Origin of the sequence: Pseudaeromonas paramecii, assembly GCF_039540575.1 — a bacterium.
GTDB lineage: Bacteria > Pseudomonadota > Gammaproteobacteria > Enterobacterales > Aeromonadaceae > Pseudaeromonas > Pseudaeromonas paramecii.
Genome location: NZ_BAABFC010000021.1, coordinates 35795 through 47867 on the forward strand (window position 1 = coordinate 35795; position 12073 = coordinate 47867).

The window sequence follows — 12073 nt, forward strand, 5'->3', positions numbered from 1 at the left end:
AGTCCAGTTAAATGGCAATCGTAAAATGTAAGCCTACTTCTCCGGGTCGCCGTCACGTCGTCAAGATCGTCACCCCGGAACTGCACAAGGGTAAGCCCTTTGCCGGCCTGATCGAAGATCAGCGCAAGAGCGGTGGCCGTAACAACAACGGTCACATCACCACTCGTCATATCGGCGGCGGTCACAAGCAGCACTATCGTTTGATCGACTTCAAGCGCAACAAGGATGGCATTCCTGCCACCGTTGAGCGCCTGGAATACGATCCGAACCGTTCTGCTCACATCGCGCTGGTTCTGTACGCAGACGGTGAGCGTCGCTACATCCTGGCCCCCAAGGGCCTGCAGGCTGGCGACAAGATTGCTTCCGGCATCGATGCGGCCATCAAGGTAGGTAACACCCTGCCGATGCGCAACATCCCGGTGGGTACCACTGTCCACGCTATCGAAATGAAGCCGGGCAAGGGCGCTCAGATCGCTCGTTCTGCTGGCGCATTCGCTCAGATCCTGGCCCGTGAAGGCGCCTATGTGACCCTGCGTCTGCGCTCTGGCGAAATGCGTAAGGTGCTGTCTGAGTGTCGCGCCACCGTAGGTGAAGTCGGCAACGCCGAGCACATGCTGCGTCAACTGGGTAAGGCCGGTGCTAGCCGCTGGCGTGGTGTTCGTCCGACCGTTCGCGGTATGGCGATGAACCCGGTCGATCACCCGCATGGTGGTGGTGAAGGGCGTAACAAGGGTATGCAACCCGTGTCACCCTGGGGTACCCCGTCCAAGGGCTACAAGACCCGCAAGAACAAGCGTACCGACAAGTACATCGTACGTCGTCGTAACAAGTAATTCTTTTATAGAGGAATCGCCATGCCACGTTCTCTCAAGAAGGGTCCATTTATTGACCTGCACTTGCTGAAGAAGGTAGAGAAAGCGGTGGAAAGCGGGGACAAGAAGCCTATTAAGACTTGGTCCCGTCGTTCAATGATCATCCCGAATATGATCGGTTTGACCATCGCTGTCCATAATGGTCGTCAGCACGTACCTGTGTACGTTACCGATGAAATGATCGGTCACAAGCTGGGTGAATTTGCGCCGACTCGTACTTATCGCGGCCACGCCGCCGATAAGAAGGCCAAGAAGAGATAAGGGGTAGATGATGCAAGCTATTGCTAAACACCGTTTCGCCCGTACCTCTGCCCAGAAGGCACGCCTGGTTGCTGATCAGGTACGTGGTATGCCTGTAGAGCGGGCCCTGAACCTGTTGACCTTCAGCCCGAAGAAGGCTGCTGTGCTGGTCAAGAAGGTTCTGGAGTCAGCCATTGCTAACGCCGAGCACAACGAAGGCGCGGACATCGATACGCTGAAGGTCGCCACCATCATGGTTGATGAGGGTCCGAGCATGAAGCGCATCCGTCCCCGTGCCAAGGGCCGCGCGGACCGTATCCTGAAGCGTACCGCCCACATCACTGTGGTGGTATCCGACGCTAAGGCTGGGAGATAAGCAATGGGTCAGAAAGTACATCCTAATGGTATTCGTCTTGGCATCACCAAGCCGTTCAACTCCACTTGGTATGCCAACACCGCTGACTTTGCGGACAACCTGTACAGCGACTTCCAGGTACGTCAGTACCTGACCAAGGAGCTGAAGGCTGCGTCTGTCGCTCGCATCGTCATCGAACGTCCGGCCAAGAGCATCCGTGTGACCATTCACACCGCTCGTCCGGGTGTCGTGATTGGCAAGAAGGGTGAAGACGTAGAAAAGCTGCGGAAGCACATTGCCAAGCTGAGCGGCGTACCTGCTCAGATCAACATCTCCGAAGTTCGCAAGCCCGAACTGGACGGCCAACTGGTAGCTGACAGCATTACCTCTCAGCTCGAGCGCCGTGTGATGTTCCGTCGTGCCATGAAGCGTGCCGTCCAAAACGCCATGCGTCTGGGCGCCAAGGGCATCAAGGTCGAGGTGAGCGGTCGTCTGGGTGGCGCGGAAATCGCCCGTACCGAATGGTACCGCGAAGGTCGCGTGCCCCTGCACACTCTGCGTGCAGATATCGACTACGCAACTTCTGAAGCTCACACCACCTACGGCGTAATCGGCGTCAAGGTTTGGATCTTCAAGGGTGAGGTGCTGGGTGGTCTGGCTGCAGTGAACGCTGCTGCCGCGGCTGCTCAACAAGAACCCGCTCCTGCCAAGCCGAAGCGCAAGCCGCGTGCTGCTAAGTAAGGAGATTGGGTAAATGTTGCAACCTAAGCGTACAAAATTCCGCAAGATCCATAAGGGCCGTAACCGCGGCCTGGCGAATGCCGGTAACGAAGTTTCCTTCGGTACCTTTGGTCTGAAGGCGGTATCTCGCGGTCAACTGACTGCTCGTCAGATCGAAGCAGCTCGTCGTGCGATGACTCGTCACGTTAAGCGTCAAGGTAAGATCTGGATCCGTGTATTCCCGGACAAGCCGATTACCGAAAAGCCCCTCGAAGTTCGTATGGGTAAAGGTAAGGGTAACGTGGAGTACTGGGTCGCCCTGATCCAACCGGGTAAGATGCTGTACGAGATGGACGGTGTGCCTGAAGCTCTGGCTCGTGAAGCGTTCGCCCTGGCGGCCGCTAAACTGTCAGTTAAGACCACTTTCGTAACTCGGACGGTAATGTGATGAAAGCTCAAGATCTGCGTCAAAAGAGCGTTGAAGAACTGAACGCCGAGCTGATCGGTCTGCTGCGTGAGCAGTTTAACCTGCGCATCCAAGCCAGCACCGGTCAACTGGCTCAGACTCACACTCTGAAGCAAGTACGCCGCGATATCGCGCGCGTGAAGACTGTTCTGACTGAGAAGGCGGGTGCGTAATGACCGATAAAATCCGTACTCTGCAAGGTCGTGTGGTTAGCGACAAGATGGACAAGTCCATCACTGTTGCGGTTGAGCGTAAGGTAAAGCACCCGATCTACGGGAAGATTATCGTGCGTACCACCAAGCTGCACGTGCATGACGAGAACAACGAATGCAAGGCCGGCGACCTCGTGGAAATCCGCGAATGTCGTCCGCTGTCCAAGACCAAGTCCTGGACCCTGGTCAGCATCGTTGAGAAGGCCTAATCCGCCTTCACACTAACGGGACGGCCCTCCGGGGCCGTTCTTTTTTTCGGCTACCATTTCCGGATCTACCGTGGTATTATGCCGCGCCTTTAATGGCAGCCAGATCCCGAAAGGGGTAAGTAGTAAAGTAAAGCGGAGCACTAACATGATCCAAATGCAAAGTATGCTGGACGTCGCCGACAACTCCGGCGCTCGCAGCGTAATGTGTATTAAGGTTCTGGGTGGTTCGCACCGCCGCTACGCCGGTATCGGTGACATCATCAAGGTTTCCATCAAGGAAGCCATTCCCCGCGGTAAGGTGAAGAAGGGTGATGTAGTAAACGCGGTGGTCGTTCGCACCAAGAAAGGCGTTCGCCGTCAGGATGGGTCTGTCATCCGTTTCGACCGCAACGCGGCTGTGCTGTTGAACAACAACCATCAGCCGATCGGTACCCGTATCTTCGGCCCGGTGACTCGTGAACTGCGTTCTGAGAAGTTCATGAAGATCGTCTCCCTGGCCCCGGAAGTACTGTAAGGAGTCGAAACATGGCAGCAAAAATCCGTCGTGATGACGAAGTAATTGTTCTGACCGGTAAGGACAAGGGCAAGCGTGGCAAAGTCACTCAAGTCCTGGTTCAGCACGGTAAGGTAATCGTAGAAGGCATCAATCAGGTCAAGAAGCACCAAAAGCCGGTTCCGGCTCTGGGTGTGGCTGGTGGCATCGTCACCAAAGAGACCCCGATTGATGTATCCAACGTAGCGATCTTCAACCCTGCCACTGGCAAGGCGGATCGTGTTGGTTTCCGGACTGAAGACGGCAAGAAGGTTCGCTTCTTCAAGTCCAACGGCGAACTTGTTAAGTAATTTGGAGTTTAACGATGGCGAAACTGCATGATTCATACAAGCAGAAAGTAGTTAGTGAACTGATGACTCAGTTCGGCTACAAGACTGTCATGCAAGTCCCTCGGATCGAAAAGATCACCCTGAACATGGGTGTCGGTGAGGCCCTTGCGGACAAGAAGATCCTGGAAAACGCGGTCGCAGATCTGGCTGCTATTTCTGGTCAAAAACCGCTGGTTACCAAGGCTCGCAAGTCTGTTGCAGGCTTCAAGATCCGTGAAGGCTACCCGATCGGTTGTAAAGTAACCCTGCGCGGCGAGCGTATGTGGGAATTCCTGGAACGTTTGATCTGCATCGCGCTGCCGCGCGTGCGTGACTTCCGTGGTGTGAGCGCCAAGTCCTTCGATGGTCGTGGTAACTACTCCATGGGTGTGCGTGAGCAGATCATCTTCCCCGAAATCGACTATGACAAGGTCGACAAGGTGCGCGGGATGGATATCACTATCACCACTACCGCTCAGACTGATGAAGAAGGCCGTGCTCTGCTGGCTGCCTTTAGCTTCCCATTCCGCAAGTAAGGTGTAGGGTTATGGCAAAATTATCCATGAAAGCACGTGAAGTTAAGCGTGCCAAACTGGTTGAAAAGTACTTTGAAAAACGTACTGCTCTGAAGGCGATCATCTCCGACGTTAATGCTTCTGACGAAGCCCGTTGGGATGCCGTGCTCAAGCTCCAACAACTCCCTCGTGACTCTAGCCCGAGCCGTCAGCGCAACCGTTGTAACATCACCGGTCGTCCGCATGGCTATCTGCGCAAGTTTGGTCTGTGCCGCATCAAGGTGCGCGAGCACATGATGAAGGGCGAAATTCCTGGTCTGAAGAAGGCCAGCTGGTAATCGAATCACGGGAGTAAGACAAATGAGCATGCAAGATCCGATCGCCGACATGCTGACCCGCATCCGTAACGGTCAGGCGGCAGGCAAGGTTGCGGTTTCTATGCCTTCTTCCAAGCAGAAGGTGGCAATCGCCAAGCTGCTGAAAGAAGAAGGTTACGTGGCTGACTATAAGATTGTCGGTGACGCGAAGCCGGAACTGGAAGTTGAACTGAAGTATTTCCAGGGCAAGCCAGTAGTTGAGCTGATCCAGCGCGTTAGCCGCCCTGGTCTGCGTATCTACAAGAAGTGCGGCGAACTGCCAAAGATCATGAATGGTCTGGGTATCGCCGTCGTTTCCACTTCTAAGGGTGTGATGACCGACCGTGCCGCGCGTAAAGCGGGTATGGGCGGTGAGATCATCTGCTACGTAGCGTAAGGGGGTAGGAAAATGTCTCGTGTTGCTAAGGCACCCGTCGCGATTCCTGCCGGCGTAGAAGTAAACCTGAACGGTCAAGAAATTACCGTAAAAGGTAAGAATGGCTCTCTGAACCGCATCATCAATGCTGCCGTTGAGATCACCAAGGAAGAGAACGTCCTGAAATTTGCTCCGCGCGACGGTATCGTCGGCGCAGATGCTCAGGCCGGTACTGCTCGCGCCCTGGTGAACAACATGGTCATCGGTGTTACCGCTGGCTTCGAGCGCAAGTTGCAATTGGTTGGCGTGGGTTATCGTGCCTCCGTCAAGGGCAATGCTGTAGCACTTGCGCTGGGCTTTTCACATCCGGTTGAGCACGCGTTGCCGGCTGGTGTGACTGCCGAGTGCCCGTCTCAGACTGAAATCGTTCTGAAGAGTGCCGATAAGGCGCTGCTGGGCCAGGTGGCAGCGGATATCCGCGCTTACCGCGCTCCGGAGCCTTATAAGGGCAAGGGTGTACGCTACTCCGATGAGGTTGTGCGTACTAAAGAAGCTAAGAAGAAGTAAGGTAACACTATGGACAAGAAAGCAGCTCGTCTCCGTCGTGCTACTAAGGCACGCAAGAAGATGCAGGAACTGGGTGCGACTCGTCTGGTGGTTCACCGTACTCCGCGCCACATTTACGCTCAGATCATCGCCGCAAGCGGTGCTGAAGTGCTGGCCGCTGCCTCTACTGTAGAGAAGGCGATCGCTGAGCAGGTGAAAAGCACCGGTAACGCTGAAGCCGCTGCCGCTGTGGGCAAGGCCATCGCTGAACGCGCCATCGCCAAGGGTGTCACCACCGTTGCGTTTGACCGTTCCGGTTTCCAATATCACGGTCGTGTAGCCGCTCTGGCTGCTGCTGCTCGTGATGCTGGCCTTCAGTTCTAAGCTAGGAGTCGACAATGTCTAAAATCGAATCTCAAGCCGGTGAACTGCAGGAAAAGCTGGTTGCAGTAAACCGTGTTTCAAAGGTTGTTAAGGGTGGTCGTATTTTCTCCTTCACCGCACTGACTGTAGTGGGTGACGGTAACGGCCGTGTAGGTTTTGGTTACGGTAAGGCTCGCGAAGTTCCGGCTGCCATTCAAAAGGCTATGGAACAAGCTCGTCGCAACCTGACCAAGGTTGAGCTGAATGCTGGCACTCTGCACCATCCGGTGACGGGCGTCCACGCTGGTTCCAACGTGTTCATGAAGCCTGCTTCTCAAGGTACGGGTATCATCGCTGGCGGTGCCATGCGTGCCGTGCTGGAAGTGGCTGGTGTACACAACGTACTGGCGAAGACTTACGGCTCCACCAACCCGATGAACGTAGTCCGCGCTACCATCGATGCCCTGGCTCAGATTAAGTCTCCTGAGCAAGTGGCTGCGAAGCGTGGTCTGAGCGTAGATGAAATTCTGGGGTAATGCGCCATGGCTAATAAAACTGTAAAAGTAACTCAGACTCGCAGTGCGATCGGTCGTCTGCCGAAGCACAAGGCAACCCTGCGTGGCCTGGGCCTGCGTCGCATTGGTCACACTGTAGAACTGGAAGATACTGCCTGCGTACGCGGCATGATCAACCGGGTTTTCTACATGGTTAAGGTGGAGGAGTAATCCATGCGTTTGAACACTCTTTCTCCGGCCGCAGGTTCTAAGCCTGAGAAGAAGCGTCGGGGTCGTGGTATCGGTTCTGGTCTGGGTAAGACCGGCGGCCGTGGTCACAAGGGCGCGGGCTCTCGTTCAGGCGGCGGTGTCCGTCTGGGCTTTGAAGGCGGTCAAATGCCGTTGAAGCAGCGTCTGCCGAAGTTCGGTTTCTTCTCCCGTAAGGGTGCAGTAACCACCGAAGTTCGTCTGAACGAAATCGCTGCGGTAGAAGGCGACGTAGTCGACCTGAACACCCTGAAGCAAGCCGGTGTTATCACTAAGAACATCGAGTTCGCCAAGGTTGTTCTGTCTGGCAAGATTGAGCGTGCAGTGACCGTTCGCGGTCTGGGCGTCACCAAGGGTGCCCGCGCCGCCATCGAAGCCGCAGGCGGTAAGATCGAGGAATAATAAGCAACATGGCTAAGAAACCAGGATTTGAAGCTAAAAACTCACAGGGCGGTCTGAGTGAACTGAAGAGTCGTTTGCTCTTCGTTCTCGGGGCGATTATCGTTTTCCGAGCAGGCTCCTATGTGCCAATTCCTGGGATTGATGCCAATGTTCTTGCCGAGCTGTTCCAGCAGCAGAAAGGGACCATCATTGAAATGTTCAACATGTTCAGTGGTGGTGCCCTCTCTCGCGCCTCTATCTTTGCGCTGGGGATCATGCCGTACATTTCGGCATCCATCATCATCCAGCTGCTGACGGTCATCCATCCTGCTTTGGCTGAGCTGAAGAAGGAAGGGGAAAGCGGTCGCCGCAAGATCAGTCAGTACACAAGATATGGCACGTTGGTTCTGGCAACGTTCCAAGCTACGGGGATTGCGACAGGCTTGCCGAATATGATGCAGGGGCTGGTGGTTCACACTGGCTTTGGCTTCTATTTCACCGCCGTCGTTAGCCTGGTCACCGGTACCATGTTCTTGATGTGGTTGGGTGAACAGATCACCGAGCGGGGGATTGGTAATGGTATCTCGTTGATTATCTTCGTAGGTATCATCGCCGGCCTGCCGCATGCGTTGGGCGCAACGGCAGAGCAAGCGCGTCAAGGCGAATTGCACATCCTGTTGCTGTTGTTGCTGGCAGTGATCGTCTTTGCTGTGACTTATTTCGTGGTGTTTGTTGAGCGTGGGCAGCGTCGCATCGTTGTGAACTATGCCAAGCGTCAACAGGGTAACCGCGTCTTCGCCGCACAGAGTACGCATCTGCCGCTCAAACTGAACATGGCTGGCGTTATTCCGGCGATTTTCGCCTCCAGCATCATACTGTTCCCCGGCACCATTGCCTCATGGTTTGGTCAAGGTGACAGCTGGGTGGCTAACCTGTTGCAAGAAATCTCGATGACTCTGCAACCCGGTCAGCCGCTGTACGAGATGCTGTATGCGGCCGCGATCATCTTCTTCAGCTTCTTCTATACTGCGCTGGTATTTAATCCGCGCGAGACGGCAGATAACTTGAAGAAGAGCGGTGCATTTATCCCTGGGATCCGTCCTGGCGAACAAACTGCAAGATTTATCGATAAAGTGATGACCCGCCTGACTCTGGCTGGCGCCCTGTACATCACCTTTATCTGTCTTGTTCCCCAGTTCTTGATGAATGCCTGGAACGTACAGTTCTATTTCGGTGGCACCTCGCTGCTGATTATCGTGGTAGTCATCATGGACTTCATGGCTCAGGTTCAGACCCATATGATGTCTAATCAGTATGGGGATGTTCTGAGAAAGGCTAACCTGAAGGGCTACGGCCGCTAAGGTTGGCGTTACTAGTTACGGAGTTAAGCAATGAAAGTTCGTGCTTCCGTTAAGGCCATCTGCCGTAACTGCAAGATCATCAAGCGCCACGGTGTGGTTCGTGTGATCTGCAGCGAGCCTAAGCATAAACAGCGCCAAGGCTGATTTATTTACGGTAGAGACTTGCAAAAAGAAGGCGTGCTGGCTAAATTAGCCAGCCACCTTTGTTGTGTTGGTAGACCACCATGTATCCGGAACGGGCTTTGTGGTGGTCAAATTTTTATTACTTTGTAGGAGTGCTATAGTGGCCCGTATCGCTGGCATTAACATTCCTGACCATAAGCATGCTGTCATCGCTTTGACAGCTATTTATGGCGTTGGCAACACCCGCGCTAAGCTGATTTGTGCTGAATCCGGGATTGCCGAGGATGTGAAGATCAAGGATCTGGACGAAGCCCAGATCGAAAAACTGCGTGAGCAAGTAGCTAAGTTCACCGTTGAAGGTGACCTGCGTCGCGAAATCTCCATGAACATCAAGCGATTGATGGATCTGGGGTGCTATCGCGGTCTGCGTCATCGTCGCGGTCTGCCTGTCCGTGGGCAGCGCACCAAGACCAACGCTCGTACCCGTAAGGGTCCGCGTAAGCCCATCAAGAAGTAAGCGGGAAGGTGTAGAAAATGGCAAAAGCTCCGACTCGTGCTCGTAAGCGCGTAAGAAAGCAAGTGAGTGATGGTATCGCTCACGTACATGCTTCTTTCAACAACACAATCGTCACCATCACCGACCGCCAAGGCAATGCTCTTTCATGGGCTACTGCTGGTGGTTCTGGTTTCCGTGGTTCTCGTAAGTCCACTCCGTTCGCCGCCCAGGTGGCTGCTGAACGTGCTGGTGAAATCGCCAAAGAATATGGCGTTAAGAACCTGGAAGTGATGGTAAAGGGCCCTGGCCCTGGCCGTGAGTCCTCTATCCGTGCTCTGAATGCGGCTGGTTTCCGCATTACTAACATCACTGATGTGACTCCGATCCCGCATAACGGTTGTCGTCCTCCCAAAAAGCGCCGCGTGTAACGTTGCTTTTTGGATTAGGATTGTTGGAGAAAGAACATGGCAAGATATATCGGTCCTAAGCTCAAGCTTAGCCGTCGTGAGGGCACTGACCTGTTCCTGAAGTCAGGTGTTCGCGCGATTGACTCAAAGTGCAAAATTGATACCGCCCCGGGTCAACATGGTGCGCGCAAGCCGCGTCTGTCTGACTACGGCGTTCAGTTGCGTGAAAAGCAAAAGGTTCGTCGTATTTACGGCATTCTGGAAAAGCAATTCCGTAACTATTACCGCGAAGCTGCTCGGATCAAGGGCAACACCGGTGAGAACCTGCTGCAACTGCTGGAAGGTCGTCTCGACAACGTAGTTTACCGCATGGGTTTTGGTGCTACTCGCGCCGAAGCGCGTCAGCTGGTAAGCCACAAGGCCATCGTAGTTAACGGTCGCGTTGTGAACATTCCTTCTTTCCAGGTTTCCCCGGAAGACGTGGTTGCCGTTCGTGAAAAGGCGAAGAAGCAAGCTCGGATCAAGGCCGCTATGGACCTGTCCGGCCAGCGCGAAAAGCCCACCTGGCTTGAGGTTGATGCCGACAAGCTGGAAGGCGTTTACAAGCGTCTGCCGGAGCGCTCCGATCTGTCCGCTGATATCAACGAACAGCTGATCGTCGAGCTTTACTCCAAGTAAGGCTAGCTTCTAAGAGAGGACATAATGCTGGGTTCTGTAACAGATTTTCTTAAGCCACGGCTGGTTGACATTGAACAACTCAACCCGACTCATGCGAAAGTTACGCTTGAGCCGTTGGAGCGTGGTTTTGGTCATACGCTGGGTAACGCGCTGCGTCGCATCCTCCTTTCCTCTATGCCTGGCTGTGCGATCACCGAAGTTGAAATCGACGGTGTGCTGCACGAGTACAGCAGTAAAGAAGGTATTCAGGAAGACATCCTGGAGATTCTGCTGAACCTCAAGGGTGTAGCTGTGAAGCTGGACGGGAAGGACGAAGTCACCCTGTCACTGACCAAGTCTGGTGCGGGCCCTGTCACCGCAGGTGACATCGTCCATGGTGATGATGTTGTTATCGTCAACCCCGACCACCTGATCTGCAATCTGACCAGTGATCATGCTGAAATCAGCATGCGCTTGAAGGTGCAGCGTGGTCGTGGGTATGTTCCCGCTTCTGCTCGTGCTCATGCCGATGATGAAGAGCGTCCGATCGGCCGTCTGCTGTTGGATGCTGCTTTCAGCCCGGTAGTTCGCATCGCCTACAATGTCGATGCGGCTCGTGTTGAGCAACGGACTGACCTGGACAAGTTGGTTATCGATATGGAAACCAACGGCACCCTGGACCCCGAGGAAGCCATCCGTCGTGCTGCCACCATTTTGGCTGAGCAGCTGGATGCCTTTGTGGACCTGCGTGATGTCTCCGTACCGGAGAAGAAGGAAGAGAAGCCGGAATTCGATCCGATCCTGCTGCGTCCTGTCGATGACCTGGAACTGACGGTTCGCTCTGCGAACTGTCTGAAGGCAGAAGCCATCCATTACATTGGTGATCTGGTACAGCGTACCGAGGTTGAGCTGCTTAAGACGCCTAACCTGGGTAAGAAGTCTTTGACTGAAATCAAAGACGTCCTGGCCTCTCGTGGTCTTTCTCTGGGCATGCGCCTGGAGAACTGGCCGCCTGCCAGCATCGCTGACGAGTAATCCAGATTACGGATTCCACTGATTTAGTTAGAAGGATTAGGTCATGCGCCATCGTTTGAGTGGTCGTCAACTGAACCGGAACAGCAGCCACCGTCAGGCTATGTTCCGCAACATGGCCAGCTCCCTTGTTCGTCATGAAATTATCAAGACGACTCTGCCCAAGGCCAAAGAGCTGCGTCGTGTAGTTGAACCTTTGATTACACTTGCCAAGACTGACAGCGTTGCAAACCGTCGTCTGGCCTTTGCCCGCACCCAAGATAAAGAAGTGGTGGGCAAGCTGTTTACCGAACTCGGTCCGCGCTACCTTGAGCGTGCTGGTGGTTACACCCGCATCCTCAAGTGCGGTTTCCGCGCCGGTGATAATGCACCCATGGCTTACATCGAGCTGGTAGGTCGTCCTGCCGCCGCTGAAGCTGCCGCTGAAGAGTAATTCAGCAAATGCAATAAAGGCCGGGGAAACCCGGCCTTTTGTTTTATTGGATGGCGTGTTTTGTAGCGTTATTTACGGTCAGTTATGTTGTTTGTGATTTTTTTCACTTAACCTCTTGCCAAGTAAATTTCGCTCCCTATAATGCGCCCTCGTTGTCAGGGCACAGCCCGGCAGCAGAGGAAAGCGGCGAGAAAATAGCGCTTGACTCAAAGCGGGAAGCGAGTAAGATGCGCATCCCACGACGCCGGTGAAACCGGGTCAAACCGCTCTTTAACAATTCAATTCAAGCAATCTGTGTGGGCACTCGCAGAGGTTGAAGTCAATCGACAAA

At 54.3% G+C, this 12073-nt stretch carries 24 protein-coding genes; all 24 read left to right on the top strand.

What is annotated here, in order from left to right:
• Positions 1–11 precede the first annotated feature (11 nt).
• The 24 genes from rplB (at position 12) to rplQ (ending at position 11742) form a co-directional block, all read left to right on the top strand.
• Positions 12–833 carry a 50S ribosomal protein L2 gene (gene rplB / locus ABD847_RS14140; RefSeq protein ID WP_345014149.1) on the top strand — a complete coding sequence of 274 codons (822 nt, stop codon included), beginning with the start codon at positions 12–14 and terminating at the stop codon, positions 831–833.
• Positions 834–854: 21 nt separating this feature from the next.
• Complete coding sequence (gene rpsS, locus ABD847_RS14145; RefSeq protein WP_345014152.1) at positions 855–1133, top strand: 30S ribosomal protein S19; 279 nt, start codon at positions 855–857, stop codon at positions 1131–1133.
• A 10-nt stretch (positions 1134–1143) separates the two neighbouring features.
• Entirely contained in the window at positions 1144–1488 is a 345-nt protein-coding gene (gene rplV / locus ABD847_RS14150; protein WP_345014199.1) for a 50S ribosomal protein L22, read from the top strand.
• Between the two features lie 3 nt (positions 1489–1491).
• On the top strand, positions 1492–2208 hold the full coding sequence (gene rpsC, locus ABD847_RS14155; protein ID WP_345014154.1) for a 30S ribosomal protein S3: 717 nt from the start codon (positions 1492–1494) through the stop codon (positions 2206–2208).
• A 13-nt stretch (positions 2209–2221) separates the two neighbouring features.
• Positions 2222–2635, top strand: a complete 414-nt coding sequence (rplP, locus tag ABD847_RS14160) for a 50S ribosomal protein L16 (RefSeq protein WP_345014156.1) — start codon at positions 2222–2224, stop codon at positions 2633–2635.
• Positions 2635–2826 carry a 50S ribosomal protein L29 gene (gene rpmC, locus ABD847_RS14165; RefSeq protein ID WP_345014158.1) on the top strand — a complete coding sequence of 64 codons (192 nt, stop codon included), beginning with the start codon at positions 2635–2637 and terminating at the stop codon, positions 2824–2826. Before rplP ends, rpmC begins: the two co-directional genes overlap by 1 nt.
• Positions 2826–3074 carry a 30S ribosomal protein S17 gene (gene rpsQ, locus ABD847_RS14170; protein WP_345014160.1) on the top strand — a complete coding sequence of 83 codons (249 nt, stop codon included), beginning with the start codon at positions 2826–2828 and terminating at the stop codon, positions 3072–3074. Before rpmC ends, rpsQ begins: the two co-directional genes overlap by 1 nt.
• 145 nt (positions 3075–3219) lie before the next feature.
• Positions 3220–3588: a 50S ribosomal protein L14 gene (gene rplN, locus ABD847_RS14175; RefSeq protein WP_345014162.1), complete on the top strand. Its 369-nt coding sequence runs from the start codon at positions 3220–3222 to the stop codon at positions 3586–3588.
• 11 nt (positions 3589–3599) lie between these two features.
• Entirely contained in the window at positions 3600–3917 is a 318-nt protein-coding gene (gene rplX, locus ABD847_RS14180) for a 50S ribosomal protein L24 (RefSeq protein ID WP_345014164.1), read from the top strand.
• A 14-nt stretch (positions 3918–3931) separates the two neighbouring features.
• Positions 3932–4471, top strand: coding sequence for a 50S ribosomal protein L5 (gene rplE, locus ABD847_RS14185; protein ID WP_345014166.1), 540 nt, complete (start codon positions 3932–3934; stop codon positions 4469–4471).
• Between the two features lie 11 nt (positions 4472–4482).
• On the top strand, positions 4483–4788 hold the full coding sequence (gene rpsN / locus ABD847_RS14190; protein ID WP_345014168.1) for a 30S ribosomal protein S14: 306 nt from the start codon (positions 4483–4485) through the stop codon (positions 4786–4788).
• A gap of 22 nt (positions 4789–4810) precedes the next feature.
• Positions 4811–5203: a 30S ribosomal protein S8 gene (gene rpsH / locus ABD847_RS14195; RefSeq protein ID WP_345014170.1), complete on the top strand. Its 393-nt coding sequence runs from the start codon at positions 4811–4813 to the stop codon at positions 5201–5203.
• 12 nt (positions 5204–5215) lie between these two features.
• Positions 5216–5749, top strand: coding sequence for a 50S ribosomal protein L6 (gene rplF, locus ABD847_RS14200; protein WP_345014172.1), 534 nt, complete (start codon positions 5216–5218; stop codon positions 5747–5749).
• Positions 5750–5758: 9 nt separating this feature from the next.
• Positions 5759–6112, top strand: a complete 354-nt coding sequence (gene rplR / locus ABD847_RS14205; RefSeq protein WP_345014174.1) for a 50S ribosomal protein L18 — start codon at positions 5759–5761, stop codon at positions 6110–6112.
• A gap of 14 nt (positions 6113–6126) precedes the next feature.
• Positions 6127–6627 carry a 30S ribosomal protein S5 gene (gene rpsE, locus ABD847_RS14210; RefSeq protein ID WP_345014176.1) on the top strand — a complete coding sequence of 167 codons (501 nt, stop codon included), beginning with the start codon at positions 6127–6129 and terminating at the stop codon, positions 6625–6627.
• A 6-nt stretch (positions 6628–6633) separates the two neighbouring features.
• Entirely contained in the window at positions 6634–6816 is a 183-nt protein-coding gene (rpmD, locus tag ABD847_RS14215) for a 50S ribosomal protein L30 (protein ID WP_345014178.1), read from the top strand.
• A 3-nt stretch (positions 6817–6819) separates the two neighbouring features.
• A complete protein-coding gene (rplO, locus tag ABD847_RS14220) occupies positions 6820–7254 on the top strand; it encodes a 50S ribosomal protein L15 (protein WP_345014180.1) in 435 nt (144 codons plus the stop codon).
• A gap of 8 nt (positions 7255–7262) precedes the next feature.
• On the top strand, positions 7263–8594 hold the full coding sequence (gene secY / locus ABD847_RS14225) for a preprotein translocase subunit SecY (RefSeq protein WP_345014182.1): 1332 nt from the start codon (positions 7263–7265) through the stop codon (positions 8592–8594).
• 30 nt (positions 8595–8624) lie between these two features.
• Positions 8625–8738, top strand: a complete 114-nt coding sequence (rpmJ, locus tag ABD847_RS14230) for a 50S ribosomal protein L36 (protein ID WP_005319705.1) — start codon at positions 8625–8627, stop codon at positions 8736–8738.
• A gap of 139 nt (positions 8739–8877) precedes the next feature.
• Positions 8878–9234, top strand: a complete 357-nt coding sequence (gene rpsM / locus ABD847_RS14235; protein WP_345014184.1) for a 30S ribosomal protein S13 — start codon at positions 8878–8880, stop codon at positions 9232–9234.
• A 17-nt stretch (positions 9235–9251) separates the two neighbouring features.
• Positions 9252–9641, top strand: coding sequence for a 30S ribosomal protein S11 (rpsK, locus tag ABD847_RS14240; RefSeq protein WP_012728351.1), 390 nt, complete (start codon positions 9252–9254; stop codon positions 9639–9641).
• Positions 9642–9677: 36 nt separating this feature from the next.
• Positions 9678–10298 (top strand): 30S ribosomal protein S4, encoded by a 621-nt coding sequence (gene rpsD / locus ABD847_RS14245; RefSeq protein ID WP_345014189.1) that lies wholly within the window; start codon positions 9678–9680, stop codon positions 10296–10298.
• Between the two features lie 24 nt (positions 10299–10322).
• Entirely contained in the window at positions 10323–11312 is a 990-nt protein-coding gene (locus ABD847_RS14250) for a DNA-directed RNA polymerase subunit alpha (protein WP_345014191.1), read from the top strand.
• 43 nt (positions 11313–11355) lie between these two features.
• Entirely contained in the window at positions 11356–11742 is a 387-nt protein-coding gene (gene rplQ, locus ABD847_RS14255) for a 50S ribosomal protein L17 (RefSeq protein ID WP_345014193.1), read from the top strand.
• The last annotated feature ends 331 nt before the right edge of the window (positions 11743–12073 follow it).

Bases quoted from the DNA above. Each gene is read 5' to 3' on its own strand.
- rpmJ (WP_005319705.1), top strand. From the start codon at position 8,625: ATGAAAGTTCGTGCTTCCGTTAAGGCCATCTGCCGTAACTGCAAGATC.
- rplV (WP_345014199.1), top strand. From the start codon at position 1,144: ATGCAAGCTATTGCTAAACACCGTTTCGCCCGTACCTCTGCCCAGAAG.
- rplO (WP_345014180.1), top strand. From the start codon at position 6,820: ATGCGTTTGAACACTCTTTCTCCGGCCGCAGGTTCTAAGCCTGAGAAG.
- rpmD (WP_345014178.1), top strand. From the start codon at position 6,634: ATGGCTAATAAAACTGTAAAAGTAACTCAGACTCGCAGTGCGATCGGT.
- rpsE (WP_345014176.1), top strand. From the start codon at position 6,127: ATGTCTAAAATCGAATCTCAAGCCGGTGAACTGCAGGAAAAGCTGGTT.
- rpsH (WP_345014170.1), top strand. From the start codon at position 4,811: ATGAGCATGCAAGATCCGATCGCCGACATGCTGACCCGCATCCGTAAC.
- ABD847_RS14250 (WP_345014191.1), top strand. From the start codon at position 10,323: ATGCTGGGTTCTGTAACAGATTTTCTTAAGCCACGGCTGGTTGACATT.
- rplE (WP_345014166.1), top strand. From the start codon at position 3,932: ATGGCGAAACTGCATGATTCATACAAGCAGAAAGTAGTTAGTGAACTG.
- secY (WP_345014182.1), top strand. From the start codon at position 7,263: ATGGCTAAGAAACCAGGATTTGAAGCTAAAAACTCACAGGGCGGTCTG.
- rplR (WP_345014174.1), top strand. From the start codon at position 5,759: ATGGACAAGAAAGCAGCTCGTCTCCGTCGTGCTACTAAGGCACGCAAG.
- rpsD (WP_345014189.1), top strand. From the start codon at position 9,678: ATGGCAAGATATATCGGTCCTAAGCTCAAGCTTAGCCGTCGTGAGGGC.
- rplQ (WP_345014193.1), top strand. From the start codon at position 11,356: ATGCGCCATCGTTTGAGTGGTCGTCAACTGAACCGGAACAGCAGCCAC.
- rplN (WP_345014162.1), top strand. From the start codon at position 3,220: ATGATCCAAATGCAAAGTATGCTGGACGTCGCCGACAACTCCGGCGCT.
- rplB (WP_345014149.1), top strand. From the start codon at position 12: ATGGCAATCGTAAAATGTAAGCCTACTTCTCCGGGTCGCCGTCACGTC.
- rplP (WP_345014156.1), top strand. From the start codon at position 2,222: ATGTTGCAACCTAAGCGTACAAAATTCCGCAAGATCCATAAGGGCCGT.
- rpsS (WP_345014152.1), top strand. From the start codon at position 855: ATGCCACGTTCTCTCAAGAAGGGTCCATTTATTGACCTGCACTTGCTG.
- rpmC (WP_345014158.1), top strand. From the start codon at position 2,635: ATGAAAGCTCAAGATCTGCGTCAAAAGAGCGTTGAAGAACTGAACGCC.
- rplX (WP_345014164.1), top strand. From the start codon at position 3,600: ATGGCAGCAAAAATCCGTCGTGATGACGAAGTAATTGTTCTGACCGGT.
- rpsC (WP_345014154.1), top strand. From the start codon at position 1,492: ATGGGTCAGAAAGTACATCCTAATGGTATTCGTCTTGGCATCACCAAG.
- rpsQ (WP_345014160.1), top strand. From the start codon at position 2,826: ATGACCGATAAAATCCGTACTCTGCAAGGTCGTGTGGTTAGCGACAAG.
- rpsK (WP_012728351.1), top strand. From the start codon at position 9,252: ATGGCAAAAGCTCCGACTCGTGCTCGTAAGCGCGTAAGAAAGCAAGTG.
- rplF (WP_345014172.1), top strand. From the start codon at position 5,216: ATGTCTCGTGTTGCTAAGGCACCCGTCGCGATTCCTGCCGGCGTAGAA.
- rpsN (WP_345014168.1), top strand. From the start codon at position 4,483: ATGGCAAAATTATCCATGAAAGCACGTGAAGTTAAGCGTGCCAAACTG.